Here is a 21,969-nt window from a genome sequence, read left to right on the forward strand (position 1 = left end):
CCGGTCATTTCCCATGTACGCTCTCCGCTCCGTCGGGTACAGGCGGCGGTACGGGGGAGGGCGCAGCGGACTCCGGCCCCCCGGCGGACGCATCCGCACGCAGGGGGAGCACCGGTGCCGGCAGCCGGCCTCCCATATCCCGCACCATGTTCCGGAAGGGCTCCGACGAGAGGAGCAGTCTCTGCGCGACGCCGCGGAGGCGGTCCACCTCGCCCGCCGGCAGGTAGAGGGAGGTGGGGATGGACTGGAAATACTCCCGTTCCGCCTGGTCCGGCAGATAATCGAAACTCAGCTCGATGACGTAAAACTCGATGGGCGGCATGCCGGCGGCACGCAGCTCCTCGGACCAGTCCCGCACGTATCGCCTCAGGAGGTCGACGGTCTCGAAGTTGTAGCGGTTGATCATGACGGTGGAAGACGCCCCCAGGATCGCCGCCAGGCCCGGGACCTCGTCCAGGAGGCGCCACCGCGGCTTTTCCCGGGTCTCCGCGTTGACGATGACGAAGGCCATCCGCCGGACTCGGGTGTAGCCCTGCTCCCGCAGGGATTCCCGGATTCCGCCCCTCACCGCCAGGTACTCCAGGATGCTCCGGAGTCCCAGGTTGTCCGAGACGCCTCCGTCCAGCAGATGAATGTAGGGCTTGCTGCTCCGGTCGAGATAGGATGCCATGCTCCTGGCCATGTGGTAGCCGCGGCTGGCCGGATCGGGCCTCTCCAGGGACTTGTTCATCCAGTCGGGGGGCTTCCAGCCGCAGTCTCCGGCGTAGTTCTTCAGGATCACCGGTGTGAAGGCGCCCGGGAAGGCCGCCGAGGCCGCGACGGCGCGCGCAATGGGGAAACGCTTCCAGTCGGAGCAGATCAGGGAAAACTGGAGGGTCGTGAAGGGAAAAACCTGGCCGTTGAGGATATCCGTCGCGAGGATCATGACGGCGGGCCGGTCCCGCCTGGGGATGTCTCCCAGCGTCGCGCCGTCGAAGAGGATCTGGTCGTAGTATTCCTGGGCCATGTCGCTCCTTCCGAAGCGGGGCGACCAGAGACGGGCCCAGTTGAAGGGGCTGAGGAATCCGGCGATCAGGTGGGACTGGTGGTCCCGGAGGAGAAAGCGCTCGCGGTAGTCGAGGAACATGTCCCGGCCACGGAGTCCGTAGGTGGCCGCTGTGAAGCTTCCGCCGGAGACGGAGGTGATCAGGTTCACCTCATCCAGGAGGGTGCGGTGGCCCGAGCCCTCTTTCGCCTGGATCTCGATGCGGTCGAGGGCCTCCAGTACGCCGTAGGACAGCGCCGCCGCCCGGGTCCCCCCGCCGGAGAAGGCCAGGATGAGGAACAGGGGATCGTCCTTTTCAACAATGCCCCGGTCCTGCGGAGCAACGATCGTCCGCGGTCCCAGCACGGGATTGAGCGGGTACTGGGCCGTGCAGCCGGCCAGGACCGAAAGGATTCCAAGGATCAGGAGACCGAGTCGGAACGGCCCGCTGCGGAAAGGCGAATACCGTTTTGTGCGCCGGCGACGACCGGACAATCTGGAAGGATCCATCGCTTTTCCCCGGGCTCAAGGTGAAGCGGAGTATAGGCCGCACGGCCGGGTCCGTCAAGGAGAAGCATTCAATTTCCTTGCCTTTCGGCGCCCGATGCCTGTATAGAGCGACCCAGGACCGGAAAGGACGAGACGCATGGCGACGGAAGCAGACACGTTTTCCAAACTGAAGATCCGGGAGCGGGAAGCCAGGAAGAACCTGATCGTCAACGCCGCCGAGCGGTCTTTTGCCGGCAAGCCCTTCAACAAGGTGAGCATGCGGGACATCGCCCGGGAGGCCGGCATCTCGCCCGCGTCCATCTACCGGTATTTCCCGGACCAGCAGACCCTCTTCGTGGAGGCCTTTCTCCGGGGCTCCCGCCGCGTCATCGAGTCCTTCCGGGTGGCCGTCGAAGAGAACAGCGGCGTGTCCCTGGAGCGCATTGCCGGAGAGTTTCTGGACTTCCTGATCGAAAACGATCCCTATTTCCGCATGATGACCCACTTCATGCTGGACGGCTCCTTGAGCCCGGCCCTGGTGGAGCGCCTCAACGAGGAGTCCCGCCTCCTCATCGACCAGTTCGACTTCCTCTTTGAAACGATGCATGCCAAGGGCGACCGCCGCCTCCTGGCCCATGCCTTCTTCTCGGCCATGAACGGCATCCTCATCACCTTCCGGGACTATCCCGGCCGTTCAAGGGAAGAGGTGATAGAGCACATGAAGCTGGTCGGCCGGGTGATCGCGAGGCTCTTCACGCTGAGCATCACGTCGGACGGCTGGGACCGCGGGCTGGGCGTTCAGGCGTGACAGGGGGGGCGGACTCCGGCCCATTCCCACTCTTTCCATTTGTCTTTCCACAAACCAGTTGACTTTCGGCAGCGGTCCCGGTTAACAGTGAACACTGTTTACATCCAGGAACAAACCGCCGGAAACGTATACCAAAGGAGGTTGCCATGACCCTGCCGAACCGAAACAATCCCTACAAATTCGATGAGTTCTTGGACTGGAGAAAGTCCGTTGACTACTATGCCGACGACCCCTTCATCCAGAAGGTCGTCCGCTGCTTCACCGGCGCCGAGGCGGAGGCGGTGGACCGGGCGGCCCGGGAGATCTCGAAAAAGGTCTCCTTTCGCTGGCGGGACCTGACGGAGCGAATCTCCTGGCCCGAGCGGCGGCCCTTCATGATGCACTACGACGGCCACAACCGCCGCATCGACCGGATCGTCCGCCCGGCGGAGACGGAGACCCTCGAGCGGGAGATCTTTTCGGAGGCCCTCTTTTCGGAGAAGACACCGCCCTGGGTAAGGCTCATCAAGATGTACCTGATCTACCAGAACGGCGAGGCCTGCGTCTCCTGCCCCATCACCTGTACGGAGGGCATGGTGGCTCTTCTCGACCGCTTCGCCGACTCGCCGGAAGCGAAACAGATCCTGCGCCACGCCAAGGAGGGCATCGACGGCGAATTCGCCATCGGCGCCCAGTACCTCTCGGAGATCCAGGGCGGCTCCGATGTCCCGGCCAACCTTCTGGAGGCGGTCCGGGAGGACGGGGGCTGGCGCCTCTACGGCACGAAATTTTTCTGCTCCGCCGCCCACGCCGACTACGCCGTCGTCACGGCAAAGCCCGCGGGCTCGGAGGACGTGGCCCTCTTCGTCATTCCCTCGTGGCTGCCCGGAAACAGGGAGAAGGAGATCCGCAACGGCTTCACCATCGACCGGATCAAGTGGAAGACGGGAACGAGCGAACTGCCCACGGCGGAGATCACCTTCAACGGCGCCGTGGCCTACCCGGCGGGACCCCTGGACCGGGGGCTGGCCAACGTGGTGGGGATCGTCCTGACCTACTCGCGCCTCACCGTCGGCCTCTCCTGCGCCGCCTTCATGACCCGGGCCGTCCGGGAGGCGAAGCGGTACAGCGAGTTCCGCAGCGCCTTCGGCCTCGTCATCGGGCAGTTCCCCATGGTGGCCGGCCAGATCGACTGGATGGACCGCTCGGTGAAGCGGAGCACGGCCGGGGCCTTCAAGCTTTACCGGGATTTCCTGACCCTCGAGGGCGGGCTCAAAGGCGGCCTGGAGACGGGCGAGCCGGAGGCCATGAAGAAGAAGCGCTTCGACATCCGGGAGCTCATCATGCTCCAGAAGATCACCGCGTCATGGGACTGCACGGACGTGATCCGCATGGCCATGTCCATCTTCGGCGGCCACGGGATCATGGAGGACTTCTCGTCGCTCCCGCGGCTGTACCGCGACGCCGCCGTGAATGAGCTCTGGGAGGGGCCGCGAAACGTGCTGCTCACCCAGATGCACCGCGATTTCCAGCGGGCGGCGAAGTGGTATCCCCCGGCGGAGTTCGTCGGAAGAGTCCTCGAGGGCGCGGATCGATTGTTCATCGAGAAGATGTCCGCGGAGATCACGGAGCTCCTGGCCCATCCGCACCTGTTTGCTCCCGACGAAAAGACCCTCGATATCTGCCGGCGCTGGGACACCTTCTGCGCCGACCTGACCCACGCCTATCAGGACCTGGCGATGAAGGAAGTGGAGGAAAGCCGGTAGCGCCCGGGAAGGGGCGTCCGGACCGACTGAAAAAAGCTCCCCGCGCCGCGACCAGCGGTTGCGGGAGAAGAAAAGAATCCTGAAGGGGAGGTTGCCATGTTCGATTACGTATTGACGCCGGAGCAGATCAAGATCCGCGACGAAGCGCGGGACTTCGTCAAGTCCATTCCCCGCCAGATGGTCCTCGACATGGACCAGGACAAGATCAAGTTCCCCAAGGAGTTCCTCCGGGAGGCGGGCCGGCGGAACCTGATGGGCTGCCGTTACCCGAAGAAGTGGGGCGGCCGGGACCTGGACTGGGTCACGACCGGCACGGTCATGGAGGAGATCGGCACGCTTGGCTACGAGTTCGCCTGTGTCTTCGGCGTCGGGGCGGAGCTGGTCTGTGACGCCATCATCCAGCACGGAACCGACGAGCAGAAGGAGAAGTACGTGAAGCCCCTCCTGGCGGGCGAGCTCTTCGCCGCCGAGTGCCTCACGGAGCCCCGGGGCGGCTCGGATTTCTTCGGGGCCACGTCGAAGGCGGAGGACAAGGGCGACCACTTCCTCCTCAACGGCCAGAAACGGTTCATCGTCGGCGGTGAGGGGGCGGATTTCTTCTTCGTCTACGCCCGGACGAACTTCGATCCCAAGGCGAAGCCCCAGGACTGCCTCACGGCTTTCCTCGTCGACCGGGGCCCCGGTGTGGAGACGAAGTACCTTTACAACCTCCTGGGATGCCGCGGCGGCGGCACGGCGCGGCTTGTCTTCAAGGACGTGAAGGTCCCGAAGGAGAACGTCGTCGGCCGGGTAAACGGCGCCTATGACGTCTTCAACACGATGATGATCCCCGAGCGGCTGGGAACGGCGCTGATGACCATCGGCCCCGCCCGGGCGGCGCTGGAGGTGGCCACCCACTACACGGCCCGGCGCAAGGCTTTCGGACAGATCATTGCCACGTTCGAAGGCGTCAGTTTCCAGGTGGCCGAGGCGGCGATGCTGCTGGACGCCTCCAGGAGCCTGGGATACGCGACCTGCCTCGCCGTGGACAATAAGGTGGAGCGCGCGCGGGTCCGCCGGATGATCTCGGAGACGAAAAAGTTCATCACCGAGAACTGCCAGAAGGTGGTCCACAACTGCATGCAGGTCGTGGGCGGGATCGGGTACACCAACGTCTATCCCCTCGAGCGGATCTACCGCGACATCCGCCTGGCCTCCATCTGGACGGGCACCAGCGAAGTCATGTCCATGATCGTGGCGCACGAGTGGTACCGGGAGTACTTCAAGGCCCGCATGGCGAAGCTGACCCGCGACATCGAGGAGGACGCCGAGGAGGCCTTCGCCGAGGACGAGAAGATCTACGAATAAGGATGGGCGGGGCGGATTTTCAATCCGCTACCCTTTCCTCTTTTTTTTTATAGAATCAGGCTCGGATGGGGGGCCGGCATGTGGGAGCGAAGGCTTCCCTCGCGCTCAGAAGCGTTTTTTCGACCCTGCAACGTCTCGCTCCGCTGCAAAGTCATAACTCGCGCCCAGGGGCGCTCAGACAGATGACTTTGCGGGCGCTGCGCTGCGACGGCAGGGTACCCCGAAAAAGCCGCTATTCGCGCTCCGGGAAGCCCCCTCTCCCCGACGGATGTTCGCGGGGGCGCGACCGGGGGTTTCCAGAGGAGCAATCAGGACGTTTTTCCCATCCCTCTTGCCTGACAAACCGTCGAAGACGGATCGCGGGAAAGACGTCCGCGACAGCGGAAGCCCCCGTGGCAGCCCCCGCGCCGTGACCGAACCAGCCAGCCGCGGGGGCGCGGTTGGAAGTTTCCAGAAGAGCGATTGAAAACCCCTGCGGGAGCATGGGACGGGCAGTTCAAAAATGCCCGGATGCAAGGCCCCCGAAATCCTGAGCCATGAGGCGTACCTTTTAAAGATGAAAGGAAGGTTGCCATGGACGCCTATGAAAAGCTGCGGACCGTTCTGGACGCCCACCCCACCGGGGCGCCCCCGTCTCCTGCCATCGACCGGATCCTCCGGATCCTCTTCACGCCCGAAGAGGCGGCGCTGTCTGCCGTTATGAGCTTCGCCCCCCGGCCGGTTCCGGCGATTGCCGCGAAGGCCGGGCTCGATCCCGCGGATGCGGAGCGGATGCTCGAGGCCATGGCGGACCGGGCCGTCGTCTTCTGTCGGGAGAAGGACGGGAAGCGATCCTACGGGCTCCTGCCCACGATCCCAGGCCTCTTCGAGTTTCCCTTCATGAAAGGGAGGACCCGCCCGGAGCACGAGGAACTGGCGAAGCTCTGGGATGAATACCACCGGGAGGGCCTGGGGGCCTCCTTTTCCGGGAACCCGACCCCCGTGGCCCGGGTGATTCCCGTTGGCGAGTCCCTGGAGCCGGCAGGCCGTGTCCATCCCTACGAGGAGGTGGCGAAGCTCATCGGGGAGTCAGAGTTCATCGGACTCGGCCGGTGCGCCTGCCGCATCGCTGCGGGTGCCTGCAATTCGCCGACGGAGACCTGTCTCTTCTTCGACGCCCCGGCCCGGTTTCTCGTCCAGCGGGGATACGCCCGGGAGGTGGGCCGGGTCGAGGCCCTGCGGGTCCTGGGTGATGCGGAAAAAGCGGGCCTCGTTCACGTCAGCAACAACAGCGCCGACCGGCCGACGTTCCTGTGCAACTGCTGCCGCTGCTGCTGCACCATCCTCACCTGCAAGACCCAGCTCTCTCTGCCCAACGCCTTCTCGACCAGCGGCTTCCTCGCCCGGGTGGACGCGGAGGCCTGCACGGGATGCGGCATTTGCGCCGATGAGCGGTGCCCCGTGGGCGCCGCCACAATGGTGGAGGATGTGGCCGTGGTTGCCGTCGAGGCCTGCATCGGCTGCGGCCTCTGTGTTACGGGCTGTCCGGCGGAGGCCATCGCCCTGGTGCGGAGGGAGAATCCCCCCGCCGTCTGTGCCGACATGCAGGAAATGGGTGCCCGGGTCCTCCAGGAAAAAGGGAAGCTGCAGCGCTTCATGGAGGTCATGAAGGGGTAGCGCATAGCAGGGAATACGTTCAGCCCGTTTGTTTTTTGACAAGACGGCTGGTTTTCCGTACCTTGAGGAAGCTTCAGATCACGGGAAACAGGAGGCGACCATGAAAAAGAAGGCAGTGAAACGGGACGTGGAGAAAGCCGTGACCCGGGCGGCTTTTGTGCGGAAACTCCGGCGCCTGGCCGACGACATCGAGGCAGGACGTCCCTTCCGGATTCAGGTGGCGGGAGAGACGTTGACTGCGCCCGTCAGCGCCGAGATCAGCATCGAGCACGAACGCGAGGGGGGCGTCAACGAGCTGGAGTTTCAGCTCCGCTGGAAGAAGCGCCGCTGATCCGGACGTCCTGTTGATCTTTATATGAAAATGCCGGTTCCTTTCCGCACCGGCATGAGATTGGAGAGACCGTCATGGAAAGCCGGATCGCCGAGGCCATCCGCCTGAAGATTCCCCCCGTGGGCCTTCTCTGGGCCGACGAGAAGCCGGACCGCGCCATGATGTTTCAGGCGGGGAAATGGGGCTGCGTCATGTGGCTTGTGGCGGCCGCGGCCAAGGGCAGGGCGGCGGCCTGCGACGCCGGGACCTTCGGCTGCTTCGGCGGCGGTGTCGGCCTCGGGTTCGGCAACCAGTACCGCAATTTCCCCGGCGGCGAGGAGGGATTCTGCCATTTTCTGTCCAGCGGGAATGCCGGCCGGGAAGGGGGAGCGGAACTGGCCGAACAGGTCCGGCCATTTCTCCGGGATGAGGCCCTCGACCACTTCCTCCACGGTGAGCGCTATGTCAAGGATCCCGAGGGGGTGCGCCGCTTCATCACCGCCCTGCCCATGCGGGAGATCCCGGCCCGGTACATCGTGTTCAAACCCCTGGCGGACGTGGAGCCCGAACGGGACAACCTCCGGACGGTCATCTTCTTCGCCGATCCGGACCGGCTCTCCGCGCTCGTCGTCCTGGCCAACTACGGCCGGGGGGACAATGAAAACGTGTTCATCCCTTACGCCGCCGGCTGCCAGACCATCGGCATCTATCCTTACCGGGAGGCCGAGTCCCCCCGTCCCCGGGCCGTCGTCGGTCTCACGGACCTCTCCGCCCGCCTTTACCTCCGCCGCCAGCTCGGGGGCAATCTGCTGACCTTCGCCGTCCCGAAGGCCCTCTTCGAGGAGATGGAAGGCAATGTGACAGGCTCCTTCCTGGAGCGATCCACCTGGCAGGGGTTGCTGAAAGGCTGTTGAAAAAGGGCGTCTGCGGCGTTGCCCTTATCCCGTGCCACTCAACGTACTCAAAAAGTACGCCTCGCGGCCCGGGACTTCGGGCGCCTGGCATTCAACCCTTTTTCAACAGCCTTGAATAGACACCTATTTTTCATGTGAAGGGCCGTTTGCTGCAGTCCCTTGCTCCCGAAAACCGTTTGCCGGCATCATCGTCCTTGAATTTCCCCTGCCGTTCCTGTACGCAGAGCCAGTCGGCTTCCCTTGCTGACCTGCAGGAGGACGGCCCGGTTCGGCCGGGAGGTTTCTACACAGCAAATCGAGAGGAGGACTCGGATACCATGAAACGAACGGCGTTGATCCTGTTGTCCCTGGCCATGGTCGCGTTCCTGGTGGGGTGTGGCGGGGGCGACAAGCCCGCGGCAACCGGCAAAGGGGAAGCAAAGGTGGAGCTGAAGCTGGCCTCCATGACCCCCACGAGCCATACCTACAACCAGGGGGCGGCGAAGTTCGTCGAACTGGTCAAGCAGCGCTCGAACGGCCGCATCGACATCAAGATCTATCCCGAGGGACAGCTCGGCAAGGGCGAGCGGGAACTGCTGGAGGCGATCCAGCAGGGAACCATCGACGTCTACGTCGGCTCCACGGCCCCGCTGAGCGGATTCAGCGCCACCATGGGGATCCTGGACCTGCCGTTCCTGTTCCGTGACTATGCCCATGTGGACACGGTCCTCGATGGTCCCATCGGGCGCCAGCTCATGGACGAGATCGAGAAGTCCGGCATGAAGGGCCTGGCTTTCTGGGAGAACGGCTTCCGGAACCTGACGAACTCGAAGCGGGCCATCAAGGCGCCGGCCGACGCGAAAGGGCTGAAGATCCGGACCCAGGAGAACAAGATCCACATCGCCGCCTGGAAGGCCGTCGGCGTCAACGCCGTTCCCATGGCCTGGGGCGAGGTCTACGGGGCGCTGCAGCAGAAGGCCATCGACGGCCAGGAGAACCCGATCGCGGTCATTTATTCCGTGAAGCTCAACGAGGTCCAGAAGTACCTGACCCTGAGCCAGCATGTCTACTCGCCCGCGATGATCATCTTCAGCCTGAAGAAGTGGCAGGCCTTCTCGAAGGAGGACCAGGACCTGCTCCTGAAGGCGGCCCTGGAGACGGCGGCGTACCAGCGGAAGCTGGGCCGCGACAACGAGGCGAAGCAGATCGCCGAGCTGGCCGAGCGGGGCATGGCGGTCACGAAGGACGTGGACAAGGCGGTCTGGCTGAAGGCCATGAAGCCGGCCCTGGAGGAATTCATTCCCCAGTTCGGCAAGGACCGCGTGGACGCCATCCAGGCCGTGAAATAACGGGAGCGGTGCTTTCCGTGGCCGCCCTGGCAAGGCTGAACGGTTGGCTCGCCCGGGCTGCGGAGGCGGCCCTCGTCGGTTTCATGGCGGTCATCGCCGTCATCGTTCCCTACGAGGTATTCGGCCGTTATGTCCTGGGGGAGATGCCCGCCTGGTCAGGCGAGGCCGCGACCTTTGCCCTGGTATGGGTGACCATGATGGGTGGCGCCGCGGGCTTCCGGCGGGGCTACCGTATCGGCATCACCATCCTGTACGAAAGGCTGCCTTCCGGGGCATCCCGGGCCGTGCGCATCGGTGCGGACGTCCTGGTCCTCGGATTCTTCCTGGTCATGGCCGTTTACGGCGCCGACCAGGCCCTGATCAATGTCCGGCAGACGTCGCCGGCCATGGGGCTTCCCATGGCTGTTCCCTACGCGGCCCTGCCGGTGGGTTTTGCCCTGATGTTCCTTTTCACCCTGGAGGAGACGATCCGGCTCCTCCAGGGTCCAATCCGGGAGGGTTGACCCGTGCTGGCGGCCTTCCTGGTCCTCTTCGTTCTCCTGATTGTCCTCGGCGTTCCCATCGCCGTTGCCCTCGGCGGGTCCGCACTGGGCTACGTGCTCTTTCAGGACGGTCTGTCCCTCACGCTGCTCGTGCAGACCTCCTTCGCCGGCATGTCGTCCTTTCCGCTCCTGGCCATTCCCCTGTTCATGCTGGCGGGAAACCTGATGAATGAGGGCGGCATCACGGAGGACCTGGTCCGCTTCGCCCGCCTGGCCATGGGCCACGTGAGTGGTGGCCTCGGCCTGGCGACGATCCTGGCCAGCGCCATCTTCGCGGCCATCTCCGGCTCCGCCGTGGCGACCGCCGTGGCCATCGGCGCCGTCATGCTGCCGGCGATGCACGCCGCCGGCTATGACGACGACGTCTCCGCCGCGGTGACGGCGACGGCCTCCTGCATGGGACCCGTCATCCCGCCCAGCATTCCCTTCATCATCTACGGCGTCCTGGCCAACGTCTCCATCGCGTCTCTCTTCCTGGCGGGGATCCTGCCTGGAATCCTCCTGGGGGCGGCCCTGATGGGCTACATGGTCCTGACGGCCCGCCGGAGGGGATACCCCTTCGGCGAGCGGACGAGGATCGCGGATCTCGTGAAGGGAACCGTCCGGGCGATGCCGGCGCTGCTCATGCCGGTTTTCATCGTGGGGGGCATCCTGGGCGGCATCTTCACGCCCACGGAGGCCGCGGGGGTGGCGGTGGTTTACGCCCTCGCGGTGGGGGTGTTGTTCTACCGGAAGATCCGCTTCCGCCGCCTGCCGGCGGTGCTCCTGTCGGCGGGGCTGGAGACGGCGGTGGTGATGCTGCTCCTGGGGCTGTCGGAGCCCTTTGCCTGGGTGGTGGCGGTGGAGCAGGTCCCTCTGAAGGCAGTCGACTTTCTCGCTGAGTGGAGCACGTCGCCGGTCGTCTTCCTGCTCCTGGTCAACCTGTTCCTGCTCCTCGTCGGGATTCCCATGGAGACGGCGCCGGCCCTGACGATCGTCACGCCGGTCCTGGCGCCCATGGCCGAGCGGATGGGGATCGACCCTGTCCATTTCGGCGTCATCGTCTGCTTCAACCTCGTCCTGGGCCTCATCACGCCCCCCGTCGGAGGCGTCCTGTTCTCCATCTGCAGCATCTCCGGCCTTTCCCTGGAGCGCCTGAGCCGGGCCATCTGGATCCCCTTCGTGATCGCCGTGGCGGTGCTCCTCCTGGTCACGTTCATTCCCGCCCTGAGCACCCTGATTCCATCGACGTTCCTTGCCGGCAGACCTTAGCGCCCCGGCCGCCCGCGGGTTTTGTAGAGCCGCAGCGGGATGATAACGGCGAAGTACGGGATCAGGTACATCGCCGCCACCGTGGGCTCCAGGGGGCCGAAGAACCGGGAGGCGAAGACGATGACCAGAACGTTGTTGATGTTGCCGGCGGCCACGGCTCCTGCAAGCTGGTCCTCGACGGGTCCCTTTCTGAAAAGCAGCCCCCCCGGAACGATGAAAAGGACACAGAGGATGCTTGCCACGACGGTTGCCTCAACCAGGAGGGCCGGCTCCCTGCGGAAGAACTCCGCGTACTGCGAGAATACCCCGAGATTGATCAGGGCAAACAGCAAAAGTGACAGCGGATAGTTCAGCTTCAGAAGCGGCGGCAGCGTCCGGGGCGCCCAGCGCCGGAGGATCTCGACGGCGATGATCGGGATGAAGATCACCGTGGCCAGCATCCGGATCATGCCTGCGAAGGAGAGCTCCACCGCCTGCCCCAGGAACAGCTCGATCAGGAGCGGGAGCGTGACCGGAACCAGGGGAGAGGTGGTCACGACCATGACCATCACCAGGGCGCTGTTTCCTCCGACCACGCCGGAGATGAAGGGGGCCGTGACTCCCGTGGAGACGGCGGCCAGGAGGAGCGCCGACATGGCATAGGCGGGGGCCAGGACGAGGAAAAGCCCGTATACCGCCGCCGGCAGGAGGATCAGTTTGAAGAGCGTGAAGAGCACGATGGCGCCGGGCGACCGCTTGAGCAGAGCCCCGATTTCGTCCAGCCGGACCGTGAGGAAGCTCAGGAAGAAAACGAGCATCAGCAGGTGCTGCGGATAGGGCCGGAAGGGCTCCCCGAGGTCGGGAAAAAGGACGGCCGCCAGGATGGAGGCATAGACGACCAGGAGGAGTACATAGTCCTTTGTGCGCAGCATGACGATCCTTGATGCCGGCCTCATGGATGCAACCGGGGGGTGGGGACCGGCGAGGCGACACTGTATCCGATCCCTCTCCGGTTGTCAGGGGTTATTTCCGGTTCATCGGAACGGGTCCCGGGAGGCCTGGAGGCGTGCCGTTCCGGTTGCCTTATGCGGAAAGGGAAACCGGCTGGTGATCATCCGCCGGCTATAATTTCGTTGCCTCCATCGTCCTGAATCATGTAATATCAACCCCCTATTGTCGCGGACGGAGGAAGGATACCATGAAGAGCGCCGTCATCCGCGCCACCGGCAGCCACGTGCCGGAACAGGCCGTTGCCAACGAGGAACTGGAACAGTTCTCCCCGGAGGCCCGGGAACTGATTTTCCAGAAGACCGGAGTCCGCTCCCGGAGGCATGCCGCCCCCGGCGAGTGCACCTCCGATCTGGCGATCAAGGCTGCCGGGACCTGTCTGGACCGGGCCGGTTTCCCGGCGGACGAACTGGACGCCGTCGTGGTGGCCACCTCTTCCCCGGACCGGATGCAGCCGGCCACGGCGACGAAGGTCCAGCATGACCTGGGAGCCGGGAGTGCCTTTGCCTTCGACATCAACTCCGTTTGCTCCGGCAGCACCTTCGGTATCGCTCTGGCGGATGCCTTTCTCCGCTCCGGCCAGGCTCGAAATCTCCTTCTCATCGGTTCGGAAGTCTATTCGAAGATCACCAATCCGAAGGATTTCTCCTCGTATCCCTTCTTCGGAGACGGTGCCGGGGCGGTTCTCTTTACGGCGGAGGAAAACTCGGGCCGGGGGGTCCTCCGTTCCTGCATGCAGAGCGACGGCGGCCTCTCCGACGTGATCTGCGTCCCCGCCGGCGGGACGATGCTTCCCTTCGAGCGGATGACGTCTCCCCGGCAGGCCTATTTCCGGATGAAAGGGGTCGACGTCTTCGGCTTCGCCGTGGAGAAGGGGCCGGAGATCATCCGGCGGCTCCTGTCGGAGGCCGGCGTGGCCCCGGGCGACGTGGCCGGATACCTGTGCCACCAGGCCAACATCAACATTATCCGCAGGATCGCGGGGACGCTGGAGGTGCCGGTCGAGCGTTTCTTTGTGAACCTTCACGAATACGGCAACACCGCGGGGGCATCGGTCCTGATCGTCCTGGACGAGGCCCTGGCGGCAGGCGCCGTCGGCCCCGGGGATCTGGTCGTGACGGTGTCGTTTGGCGGGGGGCTGTCTTGGGGGGCGAATCTGATCCGCCTGTGACGGGCCGTTGAAAAAGGGCTGTCTGCGGCGTTGCCCTCACCCTGAGCAGCTCGACGTACGAAAAAGTACGCCTCGCAGCTCAGGATTTCGGGCGCCTTGCATTCAACCCTTTTTGAACGGCCCGGACAAGCGGGGAGATAGACCGGCTGTTGAAAAACGCCCATCTGCTGCGTTGCCCTTATCCCGCACCGCTCGACGTACCAAGGAGTACGACTCGCGGCTCGGGACTTCGGGGGCCTCGCATCCGGACGCTTTTGAACAGCCGGAGCAGATGGAGGAAATTGAACGGCCCGGAAAAGCGGGAAAACAGACCGGCTGTTGAAAAACGCCCGTCTGCTTCGTTTCCCTCGCTCCTCTGAAAATAATCGTATGAGGTGAACTCCCATGGATGAGATACTCGAGAAGATCAAGGCCGGCATCCTGGACATTTTTCCCGATGCGGCGGCTATCGTTATCACGCTTGAAATGAAGCTGGGCGATATCCCCGAGTGGGACTCCATCGCCGCGGTCAATCTCCAGACGTACCTTCAGGAAACCTTCCCGGTCCGCATTCCCCTGGACCTCATGAGCGACGAGACGGCCATCGGGGAACTGGCGGCGTTCATCGGCAAGCGCACGGCGTGATCAAGAACCGGATGCCTGTCCGGCACGGCCTTCGGCCCTGTCCGGATCCTGCGGGAGGGCGTCATGGATCCGTTCGGCATTACCGACACCTTCCAGAAGGTGGAAAGCTCCTGGCGGGGGAACCCGGAAGAACTGAACGTCCGCATCCTGGACCTGATCACCGGCCTGCATCGCATTTCCATGGAGGAAGCCACCCGGATGGGCGCCGTCCTCCCGGAAAAGCCGGCTGCCGAAGGGAAGCCCGGCGAGTCCCTGATGGAGGCGGTCCGGCGGAATTCCGACGCGGCCAGGAAAATCTACGGACTATACACCGCCTGCCTCAGGGACATCGTTGAACGGGGACCCGGCCTCAGCGTCCGCGAGCGCGACCGGGCCGCCTTCTGGATCCGCCAGCTCGTGCAAGCCCTGTCACCGGCCAATTCCTTCTGGACCAACCCGGCCGCCGTTCTCCGCTGCCTGACGTCGGAAGGCGACAGTCTCCGGCGTGGGTTCCTCCGCTGGATCGAAGACCAGGGCCGGGGCGAGTTCCTGCCCCCGATGGTGGACCGTGCCGCATTCCGGCCCGGGGAAAACATCGGCACCGCGGAAGGCGCCGTGGTCCACCGGAACAGGCTGATGGAGCTGATCCAGTATCGGCCGGCGACCGAGCGGGTGTACGCCGTCCCGGTCGTCTTCATCCAGCCGTGGATCAACAAATACTACATCTTCGACCTGGAGGAGGAGAACAGCTTCGTCCGGTACCTCACCGGGAACGGTTTCACCGTTTTCATCACGAGCTGGAGAAACCCCGGACCGGAGATGCGCGGCGTCACGTTTGACGACTACATGATCCGGGGCGCCCTGGAGGCCGTCCGTGCGGCCCGGTCCATATGCGGGGTCCCGGCGGTTCACGCCGCGGGATACTGCATCGGCGGGACCGTCCTTGCAGCCCTGATGGCCTGGCTGGCCGTGGGAAGCCGCCGCGCGGGGGAGCCCGTGGCGGACTGGACCCTCTTTTCGTCGCTGACGGACTTCTCCGAGCCGGGGGAACTGGGATTCCTGGTGACCCACCGGTCCGTGGCCTTCCTCGAGGGCCTGATGGAGCAGAAGGGCATTCTGGACGGGCGCCTGATCGACGCCTCGTTCCGGCTCCTCCGGGCGGACAGCCTGATCTGGCGGAACTTCGTGAACGGATACCTCTACGGCTGCGATCCGCCGAAGTCGAGCTTCCTGTACTGGAACAGCGATTCGACGAACCTTCCCGAGGCCATGGCGTCTTTTTATCTCCGGAATTTCTACCTGGAGAACCGGTTCCCGGAGCCGGGCGGCCTGACCATCGGCGGCCGTCCGCTCGACCTGGGGCGGGTCGCGGAGCCGCTCTACGCCGTGGGGGCGCTGCTCGACCACATCAGTCCCTGGCAGGGCACGTTCCGGACGTGCCGCCTGGCGGGCGGTCCCGTCCGCTATGTCCTGGCCGGGGACGGCCACATCACGGGGATCATCAATCCTCCCTCGGAGTTCGGGAAAAAGCGCTACTGGGCGGGCGAGGACGGCCTGGACGGAGATCCCGAGACCTGGCTCCGGGGAAGGGAAGAGCGGCCCGGATCCTGGTGGGAGGACTGGATGGAGTGGCTTGCCCGGCGGAGCGGACCCTCCGGCCCGCCGCCGCCTCTGGGCAACCGCCGCCATCCCGCCCGGGAGAAGGCGCCCGGGATGTATGTTTTCGGGTAATTCACCGGCCCGGGTCTAACCCGTCAGCCCCTTGTACACCTTTTCGTTCAACGGTGTGGGAAGGCCCAGCTCTTTTCCCGCCCGGACGATGTAGCCGTTGAACAGCTCGATCTCCGTGGGATTTCCCTTCTCGAAATCCAGCTGCAGGGATGTCTTCGTCGCCGGTGGGAAACCGGCTACCTTGGAGATGGACTCCTCCACGATGTTCGCCGGCAGGGCCACGCCCTTCGCCCGGGCGACGGCCTCCACTTCCTCCATCAGGCCCTTCAGGAACGCCCGGCTGTCCGGATTTTCCATGATTTCGCCGAATGTTTTCTTCTGGAGCGCCGTCAGCCCCGCGGAGGGGCAGATGAAGATGTATTTCGTCCAAAGGGGAACCAGCGGCTGGTCCGTGAGCGTGGCGTTGATGCCGGCTTTTTTGAGCAGCGCCTCGATCGGCCGGTACGGCTCGGCGTTTCCGTCCCGGGGCCCGAAGACGATCTGGTGGGCCGGGCTGACCTGCTTGATCTTTCCCGGCGCCTCGACGAAGGCGGAGACGTAGACGAGACCTTCCAGGATGTCCGCCTCCGGCAGGATCGCCTTGAGCCGGTCGGCGATGTCCACACCGTTGAGGAGCGGAATGACCACTGCCTTTTCCCGCAGGGCGCCCTTGAGCCAGCCGGCTGCCTCATCCAGGGAGTATCCCTTGACGCAGAACAGGACCAGATCCAGCGGCCCCGCTTCTTCCATCCGGTCCGTCACCAGATCGGGCCGGGTCGTGAAGGTGCCATCCGCCGCCGACAGGGTCAGTCCGTCCCGGCGGATCGCTCCCATGTTGAGCCCCCGGGCCAGGAAGACGACTTCGTGTTCGCCCGTTCCGGCATACGCCTTGGCCAGCTTTGCGCCGAAGACGCCCCCGACTCCCCCCATTCCCATCACTGCGATTCTCATGGCCGGTATCCTCCCTGAATGGTTGTTGTCCCGTCACCCCCAATGCCTCTTTCCTGTACCACAAGGTCCTCCGGGAGGGCATCCGAAATTCGTGTGTCTTTCCGGTTGCAATACGCGGCCTCTTTGGCGATATATGCGGCGTCCCGGTGGGTCAGTGATTGCCTGCACATGGAGGTGGATTCCCCCCGGGGAAAGCGATCCGAACACGGTACATCCTGACAGGGAAAAAGGAGGAAACATGAGCGGCATAGGAATCCGGATCGTCATCGGCGCCCTGGCGCTGGTTCTTGTCTGCGGGAACGCCCTCGCGGGGCCTGGGCCGGGCCGGCTTACGGTATCGGGGGGGATGGCCGTGAGGTACGCCTGCGAAAACGGGGATCGAGTCCTGGCTACGTACTATCAGCTCTCCGACGGCAGCCTGTCCTTCGTCAAGGTCCGAATGCCCGACGGGAAGGTGTACACCCTGCCCCAGGCGCTTTCCGCCTCCGGATCCCGGTACACGGACGATAGGGAACTGGTGTGGTGGACCAAGGGAGATTTGGCCTTTGCGGAGGTCCGGGACGACAATGGCGAGTGGACGCAGAAATACCGGGACTGCCGGGTGACGAGCGAGGGCAAGGGGGCTCCGAAGGCCGGCCGGCATCCTTGACAGACTTCCGGACGATCCGGGGAATCTCGGGAGGCGGCGGATCCGGGAGACGGAACGCTCCGGGTCCGGCATGCCGGGCCTGCATCCGGGCCGTCGCCGGCGGCACGGCGGGGGACCAGGAAGTCCTTGACTTCCCGGCTCCGTTCCCGTAGGATTCCCGAAAATTCAAGGAGAAACGGGACGTTCCATGTATTCCAGAAAGGTTGTCATCCGCTACACAGCGGACAATGTCGAACAGCCCATCATCTGCCATCTCGTCAAGCAGTACGACCTGGAGTTCAATATCCTCAAGGCCCGCATTTTCCCACGCCGGGACGGAATGATCGTCCTGGAGCTGGGGGGTGCGAAAGAAAATTTTGACGCGGGGATCCAGTTCCTGAGGGAGAATGGGCTGAAGGTGGAGCCTCTCTCCAAGAGCGTCAACCAGAATCGCGACCGCTGCGTGCACTGCGGAGCCTGCACGTCCTTCTGCCCAACCGGCGCCCTCGCGTTCGAGGCGGGCTCGGCGCAGGTGGCTTTTGACGCGGAAAAATGCAACGGCTGCGAGCTCTGCGTGTCCGCCTGTCCCGTCCGGGCCATGGAGGTGGACCTGCTGTAGCGCCCTCCGGGAACCAGACTCCCGGCTCATGCCGGAGGCGGGCGACCGGCCTTTGCCGGTCCGGGGAAGCGCTCCATCCCGCCGTCACTTCCCTTTTGCAGGTTTCTCCGTCTCCTTCGCGTCGTCCTTGACGGCGCGCCCTATGCCGTCGGTGATTTCCCGGCCCTTCTGGTAGACATCCTTGCCCTTTTCGTACACCTTTTTGCTTGTGTCGATGACCTCGGAAGCCTGCTGACTGGTTTTGTGGATCAGGGCCTGGACGTCTTTCGTGCCCTCGAAGTAGAAGTATCCCGCCATGCAGAGCAGGACAAGAGCGACCACGAGCGCCAGTTTCAGAAGCTGCTTGAAGAGGAAGTACAGGAGAATCAGGCAGACGAAAATCAGGGCCATCAGGGCGACCGGGTGGGCGGTCAGGTAATGGGTGATGCCTTCCATGCAAGGTTCCTCCTCGGGAATTCGCGGCATTCTAATGCAGTTGCCCGGAAATTTCCAGAGGGCCTTTGATCTTGACAAACGAAGGGCGGCCGCCGTAACAGGGGGACATTCCCGGGGTCCGCGGGAACGGTTCGGAAGTGCATATACGGTGGCGTGTAAGGTGGTGATTTGACCGACAGGGGCAGGAAAAAGCCGGTGGCGGCGCTGGCCACGCTGGGGTGCAAGGTCAACCAGTGCGAGACGGCGGCGGTTGCCGAGGCGCTCCGGGAAGCGGGTTTTTCGGTGATCCCTTTCCCGAGCCGTGCGGACGTCTACGTCATCAACACGTGCACCGTAACGGCCCGGACGGATTTCCAGTCCCGCCAACTGGTCCGGCGGGCCTGCCGGGCCAATCCGGAGGCCGTGGTGGCGGTCACCGGCTGCTATGCCCAGTGCCGCCCCGAAGAGCTCCGGCGGATCCCCGGTGTCCGCCTGATCGCGGGAAACGCCGAGAAGGAGCGTCTCCCGGAGCGCCTGCGGGAGCTCCTGCGGGAGAAGCATCCGCCCGGGATCGGACCCTCCGTCGAGGTGGGGGACATCCGGGACTGCCGTAAGGCCGGCAGCCTGTGGGCCGGCTCTTTCCCGGAACATACCCGGGCGTTCCTGAAGATCCAGGACGGCTGTGACGCGGCGTGCAGCTACTGCACCGTTCCCCGCGCCCGCGGCCCTGTCCGGAGCGTCCCCCCGGAGGAGGTCTTGCGGCGCCTGTCCCGCCTGGCGGAGGCCGGTTACCGGGAGGTCGTGCTGACGGGGATCCATCTGGGGGCCTACGGCCGGGACCTGCAAGGGAGCGGGGACCTGACGGACCTGCTGGAGCGGGTCGAGGACGGAGGCATCGTGGACCGCCTGCGCCTCAGCTCCATCGAGCCCGGGGAGATCCCCGACCGGATGCTGGCGCTCCTGCGCCGGGGAAAGCGCCTCTGCCGCCACCTGCACGTCCCGCTCCAGAGCGGCGACGACGGGATTCTCCGGGCCATGAACCGGACGTACGGGCGCGAATTCTATCGGACGCTGGTGGAGCGGATCACCGCGGAGGTTCCCGGCTGCGCCGTCGGGGCGGATGTCATGGCGGGCTTTCCCGGGGAGGATGGACGGTCCTTTGCCAACACGGTCCGCCTGATCGAAGGCATGCCGCTGGCCTACCTGCACGTGTTTCCCTATTCCCGGAGGCCCGGGACGCCCGCGGCGGAGTTTCCGGACCAGGTGGGCGACGGAGAAAAGAAGGAGCGGGCGGCACTGCTGAGGGAACTGGGGAACCGCAAGAGGAGGGACTTTGCGGCCTGCTTCATCGGGAAGGAAGTGGAGGTCCTCCTGGAGGACAGAAGAGACCGGGAGACGGGACTCCGGAAGGGATTTTCCGGAGAATACGTGCCCGTCCTGGTGAACAACGGAGAAAAAAAGGATGTTAACCGGCTGGTTCCGGTGGTTCCGGTGGAAGCGCGGGAGGGAAGACTGGTGGGGGCGATCGGCGCCCCTGACCCGGCAGCGGCGAAACGCCCTGCGGGTGCTTGAAAAGAGCCTGGGACATTCCTTCGGAAGCATCGAGCTCCTGAACGTGGCGCTGACGCACCGGTCCTATGCGAACGAAAACGCCCATCTCGGCTGTGCCGACAACGAGCGCCTCGAGTTCCTCGGGGATGCGGTGCTCCAGCTCTGCACCAGCAATCTCCTGATGCGCCTGTTTCCGGGGGATGCCGAGGGCCAGCTCTCGAAGCGCCGCACCTCCATCGTCAACGAGCGTCCCCTGGCGGAACTGGCCCGGCAGGTGAGCCTGGGCTCCTTCCTTCTCCTGGGAAAGGGGGAGGAACACTCCGGCGGCCACGAAAAATCCTCCATCCTTTCGGACACCTTTGAGGCGGTCATCGCCGCGATTTACCTGGACGGAGGATACCCGGCGGCGAACCGTTTCATCGAGCGGTTCTTTGTCCCGCTGATCCGTGAGGAGGGCCGGGACCTGATCTACCGCGACTACAAGTCCGATCTCCAGGAGCTGGCGCAGGGCCGCTTTCGCTTCATTCCCCGCTATGAGCTGGTGGGCGAGTTCGGCCCGGACCACGACAAGACCTTCGAGATGGAGGTGACCGTGGCCGACGTCGTTTCCATCCGGGCCCTGGGAAAGAACAAGAAGGAGGCCGAACAGGAGGCGGCCCGGCGGGCCCTCGATCTCCTGGCCCTCCAGGAGGGAGGGAGCGTTCCGTGATCATCCCGTTCTTCCTGCCGAATCGGGGCTGTCCCCAGCGTTGCCTCTTCTGCAACCAGTCGGTGGCCTCCGGCGAAATCCCGGGAGACCTCCGGGAGGAGGGATTTCACCGCCGGGTGAGGAGCGCCCTGGACGGACTGGACGGGAAAGAGGGCAAGCGGCCACGGCGGGTCCAGATCGCCTTTTACGGCGGGAACTTTACGGGCCTCTCCCGGGAGAGCCGGAGGGATCTCCTGCAGTGGGCCGACATGTATCTCCGGCAGGGGAGCGTCGACTCCATCCGGGTTTCCACCCGTCCCGACCACCTGGATGCAGGCGTCCTCGACGAGATGAAAAGCCATGGGGTTACCACCGTGGAGGTGGGCCTCCAGTCCCTGAAAGACGCCGTTCTGGATCTCTCCCGAAGGGGCCACACGGCCGCCGACGGGGAGCGCGCCGTTGGCCTGCTGAAGGAAAGGGGATTCGAGACGTCGGTCCACCTGATGGCGGGCCTTCCCGGCGACAGCCCCGTCGTCTTTGACGATACGGTCCGCCGGACGGCGGCCCTGGAACCCGACATGGTGAGGCTCCACCCCACGATCGTCCTCCGGGGAACCGCCCTGGAGGAGGAATACCGGACCGGGCGCTACCGTCCGCTGACGCTGGCCGAAGCGGTGGAGTTGTGCGCCGGGGCCGTCCGCCGCTTTTCCGCCGCCGGCATTCCCGTCATTCGCCTGGGGCTTCAGCCGACGCCGGGCATGACCGGGGGAGACGGCATCGTAGCCGGACCGTTTCACCCCGCTTTCGGTTCCCTGGTCCATGAATCCCTCTTCCGCCAGGGAGCCGCCACACTGCTGGAAAGAATGCCCGGAGTCCGCCGGGATGCCCGTTTCCGGGTTGCCCCGGGGGACGTGTCGTTCCTCCGGGGCCAGCGAAACGGCAACCTCCTTGCCCTCCGGGAGCGCTTCCGCCTCGATTCGCTGACCGTCGAAGAGGACGCCGGCCAGGCCCGGGGGGTCCTGGTCCTGGAGTCGGGGCCGTCCCGTTCGGCCGTCAACTGCCTGGTCCGGCCCTGACGGATCTCCGTTCAATTCCCTCCGCTTCGGCCCTTGCCTTTTCCTCTGCACCCGCATGCATCGCATCGGCATGTCTCTTGCAAAAGCTCCTTCGGTTGATTTGAAAATCAGGCCGATATCCAGAAGAAACAAGGCCTGAAAGAGCATCTTTTTTCCA

At 64.7% G+C, this 21,969-nt stretch carries 21 protein-coding genes; 17 read left to right on the top strand and 4 right to left on the bottom strand.

Features of this window, described 5'->3' with window-relative positions:
* Positions 1 to 4: 4 nt before the first annotated feature.
* Positions 5 to 1,534, bottom strand: coding sequence for a patatin-like phospholipase family protein (locus PLO63_04845; GenBank protein HOI73457.1), 1,530 nt, complete (start codon positions 1,532 to 1,534; stop codon positions 5 to 7).
* A gap of 136 nt (positions 1,535 to 1,670) precedes the next feature.
* Here PLO63_04845 and PLO63_04850 point away from each other — a divergent pair, with 136 nt between their 5' ends.
* From PLO63_04850 to PLO63_04890, 9 genes are all read left to right on the top strand, one after another.
* Positions 1,671 to 2,321 (top strand): TetR/AcrR family transcriptional regulator, encoded by a 651-nt coding sequence (locus PLO63_04850; protein HOI73458.1) that lies wholly within the window; start codon positions 1,671 to 1,673, stop codon positions 2,319 to 2,321.
* Between the two features lie 146 nt (positions 2,322 to 2,467).
* Positions 2,468 to 4,066 (top strand): acyl-CoA dehydrogenase family protein, encoded by a 1,599-nt coding sequence (locus PLO63_04855; GenBank protein ID HOI73459.1) that lies wholly within the window; start codon positions 2,468 to 2,470, stop codon positions 4,064 to 4,066.
* A gap of 96 nt (positions 4,067 to 4,162) precedes the next feature.
* Positions 4,163 to 5,413, top strand: coding sequence for an acyl-CoA dehydrogenase family protein (locus tag PLO63_04860; GenBank protein ID HOI73460.1), 1,251 nt, complete (start codon positions 4,163 to 4,165; stop codon positions 5,411 to 5,413).
* A gap of 573 nt (positions 5,414 to 5,986) precedes the next feature.
* A complete protein-coding gene (locus tag PLO63_04865) occupies positions 5,987 to 7,069 on the top strand; it encodes a 4Fe-4S binding protein (protein HOI73461.1) in 1,083 nt (360 codons plus the stop codon).
* A 100-nt stretch (positions 7,070 to 7,169) separates the two neighbouring features.
* On the top strand, positions 7,170 to 7,400 hold the full coding sequence (locus tag PLO63_04870) for an amphi-Trp domain-containing protein (protein HOI73462.1): 231 nt from the start codon (positions 7,170 to 7,172) through the stop codon (positions 7,398 to 7,400).
* 74 nt (positions 7,401 to 7,474) lie between these two features.
* A complete protein-coding gene (locus PLO63_04875) occupies positions 7,475 to 8,293 on the top strand; it encodes a DUF169 domain-containing protein (GenBank protein HOI73463.1) in 819 nt (272 codons plus the stop codon).
* Positions 8,294 to 8,610: 317 nt separating this feature from the next.
* Positions 8,611 to 9,621 carry a TRAP transporter substrate-binding protein gene (locus PLO63_04880; GenBank protein ID HOI73464.1) on the top strand — a complete coding sequence of 337 codons (1,011 nt, stop codon included), beginning with the start codon at positions 8,611 to 8,613 and terminating at the stop codon, positions 9,619 to 9,621.
* Between the two features lie 17 nt (positions 9,622 to 9,638).
* Positions 9,639 to 10,124 carry a TRAP transporter small permease gene (locus PLO63_04885; GenBank protein ID HOI73465.1) on the top strand — a complete coding sequence of 162 codons (486 nt, stop codon included), beginning with the start codon at positions 9,639 to 9,641 and terminating at the stop codon, positions 10,122 to 10,124.
* Between the two features lie 3 nt (positions 10,125 to 10,127).
* Positions 10,128 to 11,414: a TRAP transporter large permease gene (locus PLO63_04890; protein ID HOI73466.1), complete on the top strand. Its 1,287-nt coding sequence runs from the start codon at positions 10,128 to 10,130 to the stop codon at positions 11,412 to 11,414.
* On the opposite strand, the gene PLO63_04895 is transcribed toward PLO63_04890, so the two are convergent.
* On the bottom strand, positions 11,411 to 12,325 hold the full coding sequence (locus PLO63_04895; protein HOI73467.1) for a hypothetical protein: 915 nt from the start codon (positions 12,323 to 12,325) through the stop codon (positions 11,411 to 11,413). The two genes, PLO63_04890 and PLO63_04895, sit on opposite strands and share 4 nt — an antisense overlap.
* 266 nt (positions 12,326 to 12,591) lie before the next feature.
* On the opposite strand from PLO63_04895, the gene PLO63_04900 reads away from it, so the two are divergent.
* From PLO63_04900 to PLO63_04910, 3 genes are all read left to right on the top strand, one after another.
* Positions 12,592 to 13,572, top strand: a complete 981-nt coding sequence (locus PLO63_04900; protein ID HOI73468.1) for a ketoacyl-ACP synthase III — start codon at positions 12,592 to 12,594, stop codon at positions 13,570 to 13,572.
* Between the two features lie 384 nt (positions 13,573 to 13,956).
* Entirely contained in the window at positions 13,957 to 14,196 is a 240-nt protein-coding gene (locus PLO63_04905; protein ID HOI73469.1) for an acyl carrier protein, read from the top strand.
* A 63-nt stretch (positions 14,197 to 14,259) separates the two neighbouring features.
* Entirely contained in the window at positions 14,260 to 15,906 is a 1,647-nt protein-coding gene (locus PLO63_04910; GenBank protein HOI73470.1) for a hypothetical protein, read from the top strand.
* Between the two features lie 15 nt (positions 15,907 to 15,921).
* Here PLO63_04910 and PLO63_04915 read toward each other — a convergent pair whose 3' ends face one another.
* On the bottom strand, positions 15,922 to 16,836 hold the full coding sequence (locus tag PLO63_04915) for a 2-dehydropantoate 2-reductase (protein HOI73471.1): 915 nt from the start codon (positions 16,834 to 16,836) through the stop codon (positions 15,922 to 15,924).
* Positions 16,837 to 17,074: 238 nt separating this feature from the next.
* Here PLO63_04915 and PLO63_04920 point away from each other — a divergent pair, with 238 nt between their 5' ends.
* Together PLO63_04920 and PLO63_04925 are read left to right on the top strand one after the other, a co-directional pair.
* Entirely contained in the window at positions 17,075 to 17,485 is a 411-nt protein-coding gene (locus tag PLO63_04920; protein ID HOI73472.1) for an MliC family protein, read from the top strand.
* Positions 17,486 to 17,672: 187 nt separating this feature from the next.
* The gene (locus PLO63_04925) at positions 17,673 to 18,083 is read left to right on the top strand and encodes a 4Fe-4S binding protein (GenBank protein ID HOI73473.1); all 411 of its coding nucleotides are present in this window, start codon (positions 17,673 to 17,675) and stop codon (positions 18,081 to 18,083) included.
* A gap of 84 nt (positions 18,084 to 18,167) precedes the next feature.
* Here PLO63_04925 and PLO63_04930 read toward each other — a convergent pair whose 3' ends face one another.
* Positions 18,168 to 18,518 carry a hypothetical protein gene (locus tag PLO63_04930; GenBank protein ID HOI73474.1) on the bottom strand — a complete coding sequence of 117 codons (351 nt, stop codon included), beginning with the start codon at positions 18,516 to 18,518 and terminating at the stop codon, positions 18,168 to 18,170.
* A gap of 168 nt (positions 18,519 to 18,686) precedes the next feature.
* On the opposite strand from PLO63_04930, the gene mtaB reads away from it, so the two are divergent.
* Genes mtaB through PLO63_04945 form a run of 3 tightly spaced genes read left to right on the top strand, consistent with a single transcriptional unit; the run spans position 18,687 to position 21,812 of the window.
* On the top strand, positions 18,687 to 20,069 hold the full coding sequence (mtaB, locus tag PLO63_04935) for a tRNA (N(6)-L-threonylcarbamoyladenosine(37)-C(2))-methylthiotransferase MtaB (protein ID HOI73475.1): 1,383 nt from the start codon (positions 18,687 to 18,689) through the stop codon (positions 20,067 to 20,069).
* Positions 20,062 to 20,757: a ribonuclease III gene (gene rnc / locus PLO63_04940; GenBank protein HOI73476.1), complete on the top strand. Its 696-nt coding sequence runs from the start codon at positions 20,062 to 20,064 to the stop codon at positions 20,755 to 20,757. The genes mtaB and rnc overlap by 8 nt, the downstream gene beginning before the upstream one ends.
* Positions 20,754 to 21,812, top strand: coding sequence for a radical SAM protein (locus tag PLO63_04945; GenBank protein ID HOI73477.1), 1,059 nt, complete (start codon positions 20,754 to 20,756; stop codon positions 21,810 to 21,812). The genes rnc and PLO63_04945 overlap by 4 nt, the downstream gene beginning before the upstream one ends.
* Positions 21,813 to 21,969: the final 157 nt, after the last annotated feature.

Source organism: Syntrophales bacterium, assembly GCA_035363115.1.
GTDB lineage: Bacteria > Desulfobacterota > Syntrophia > Syntrophales > PHBD01 > PHBD01.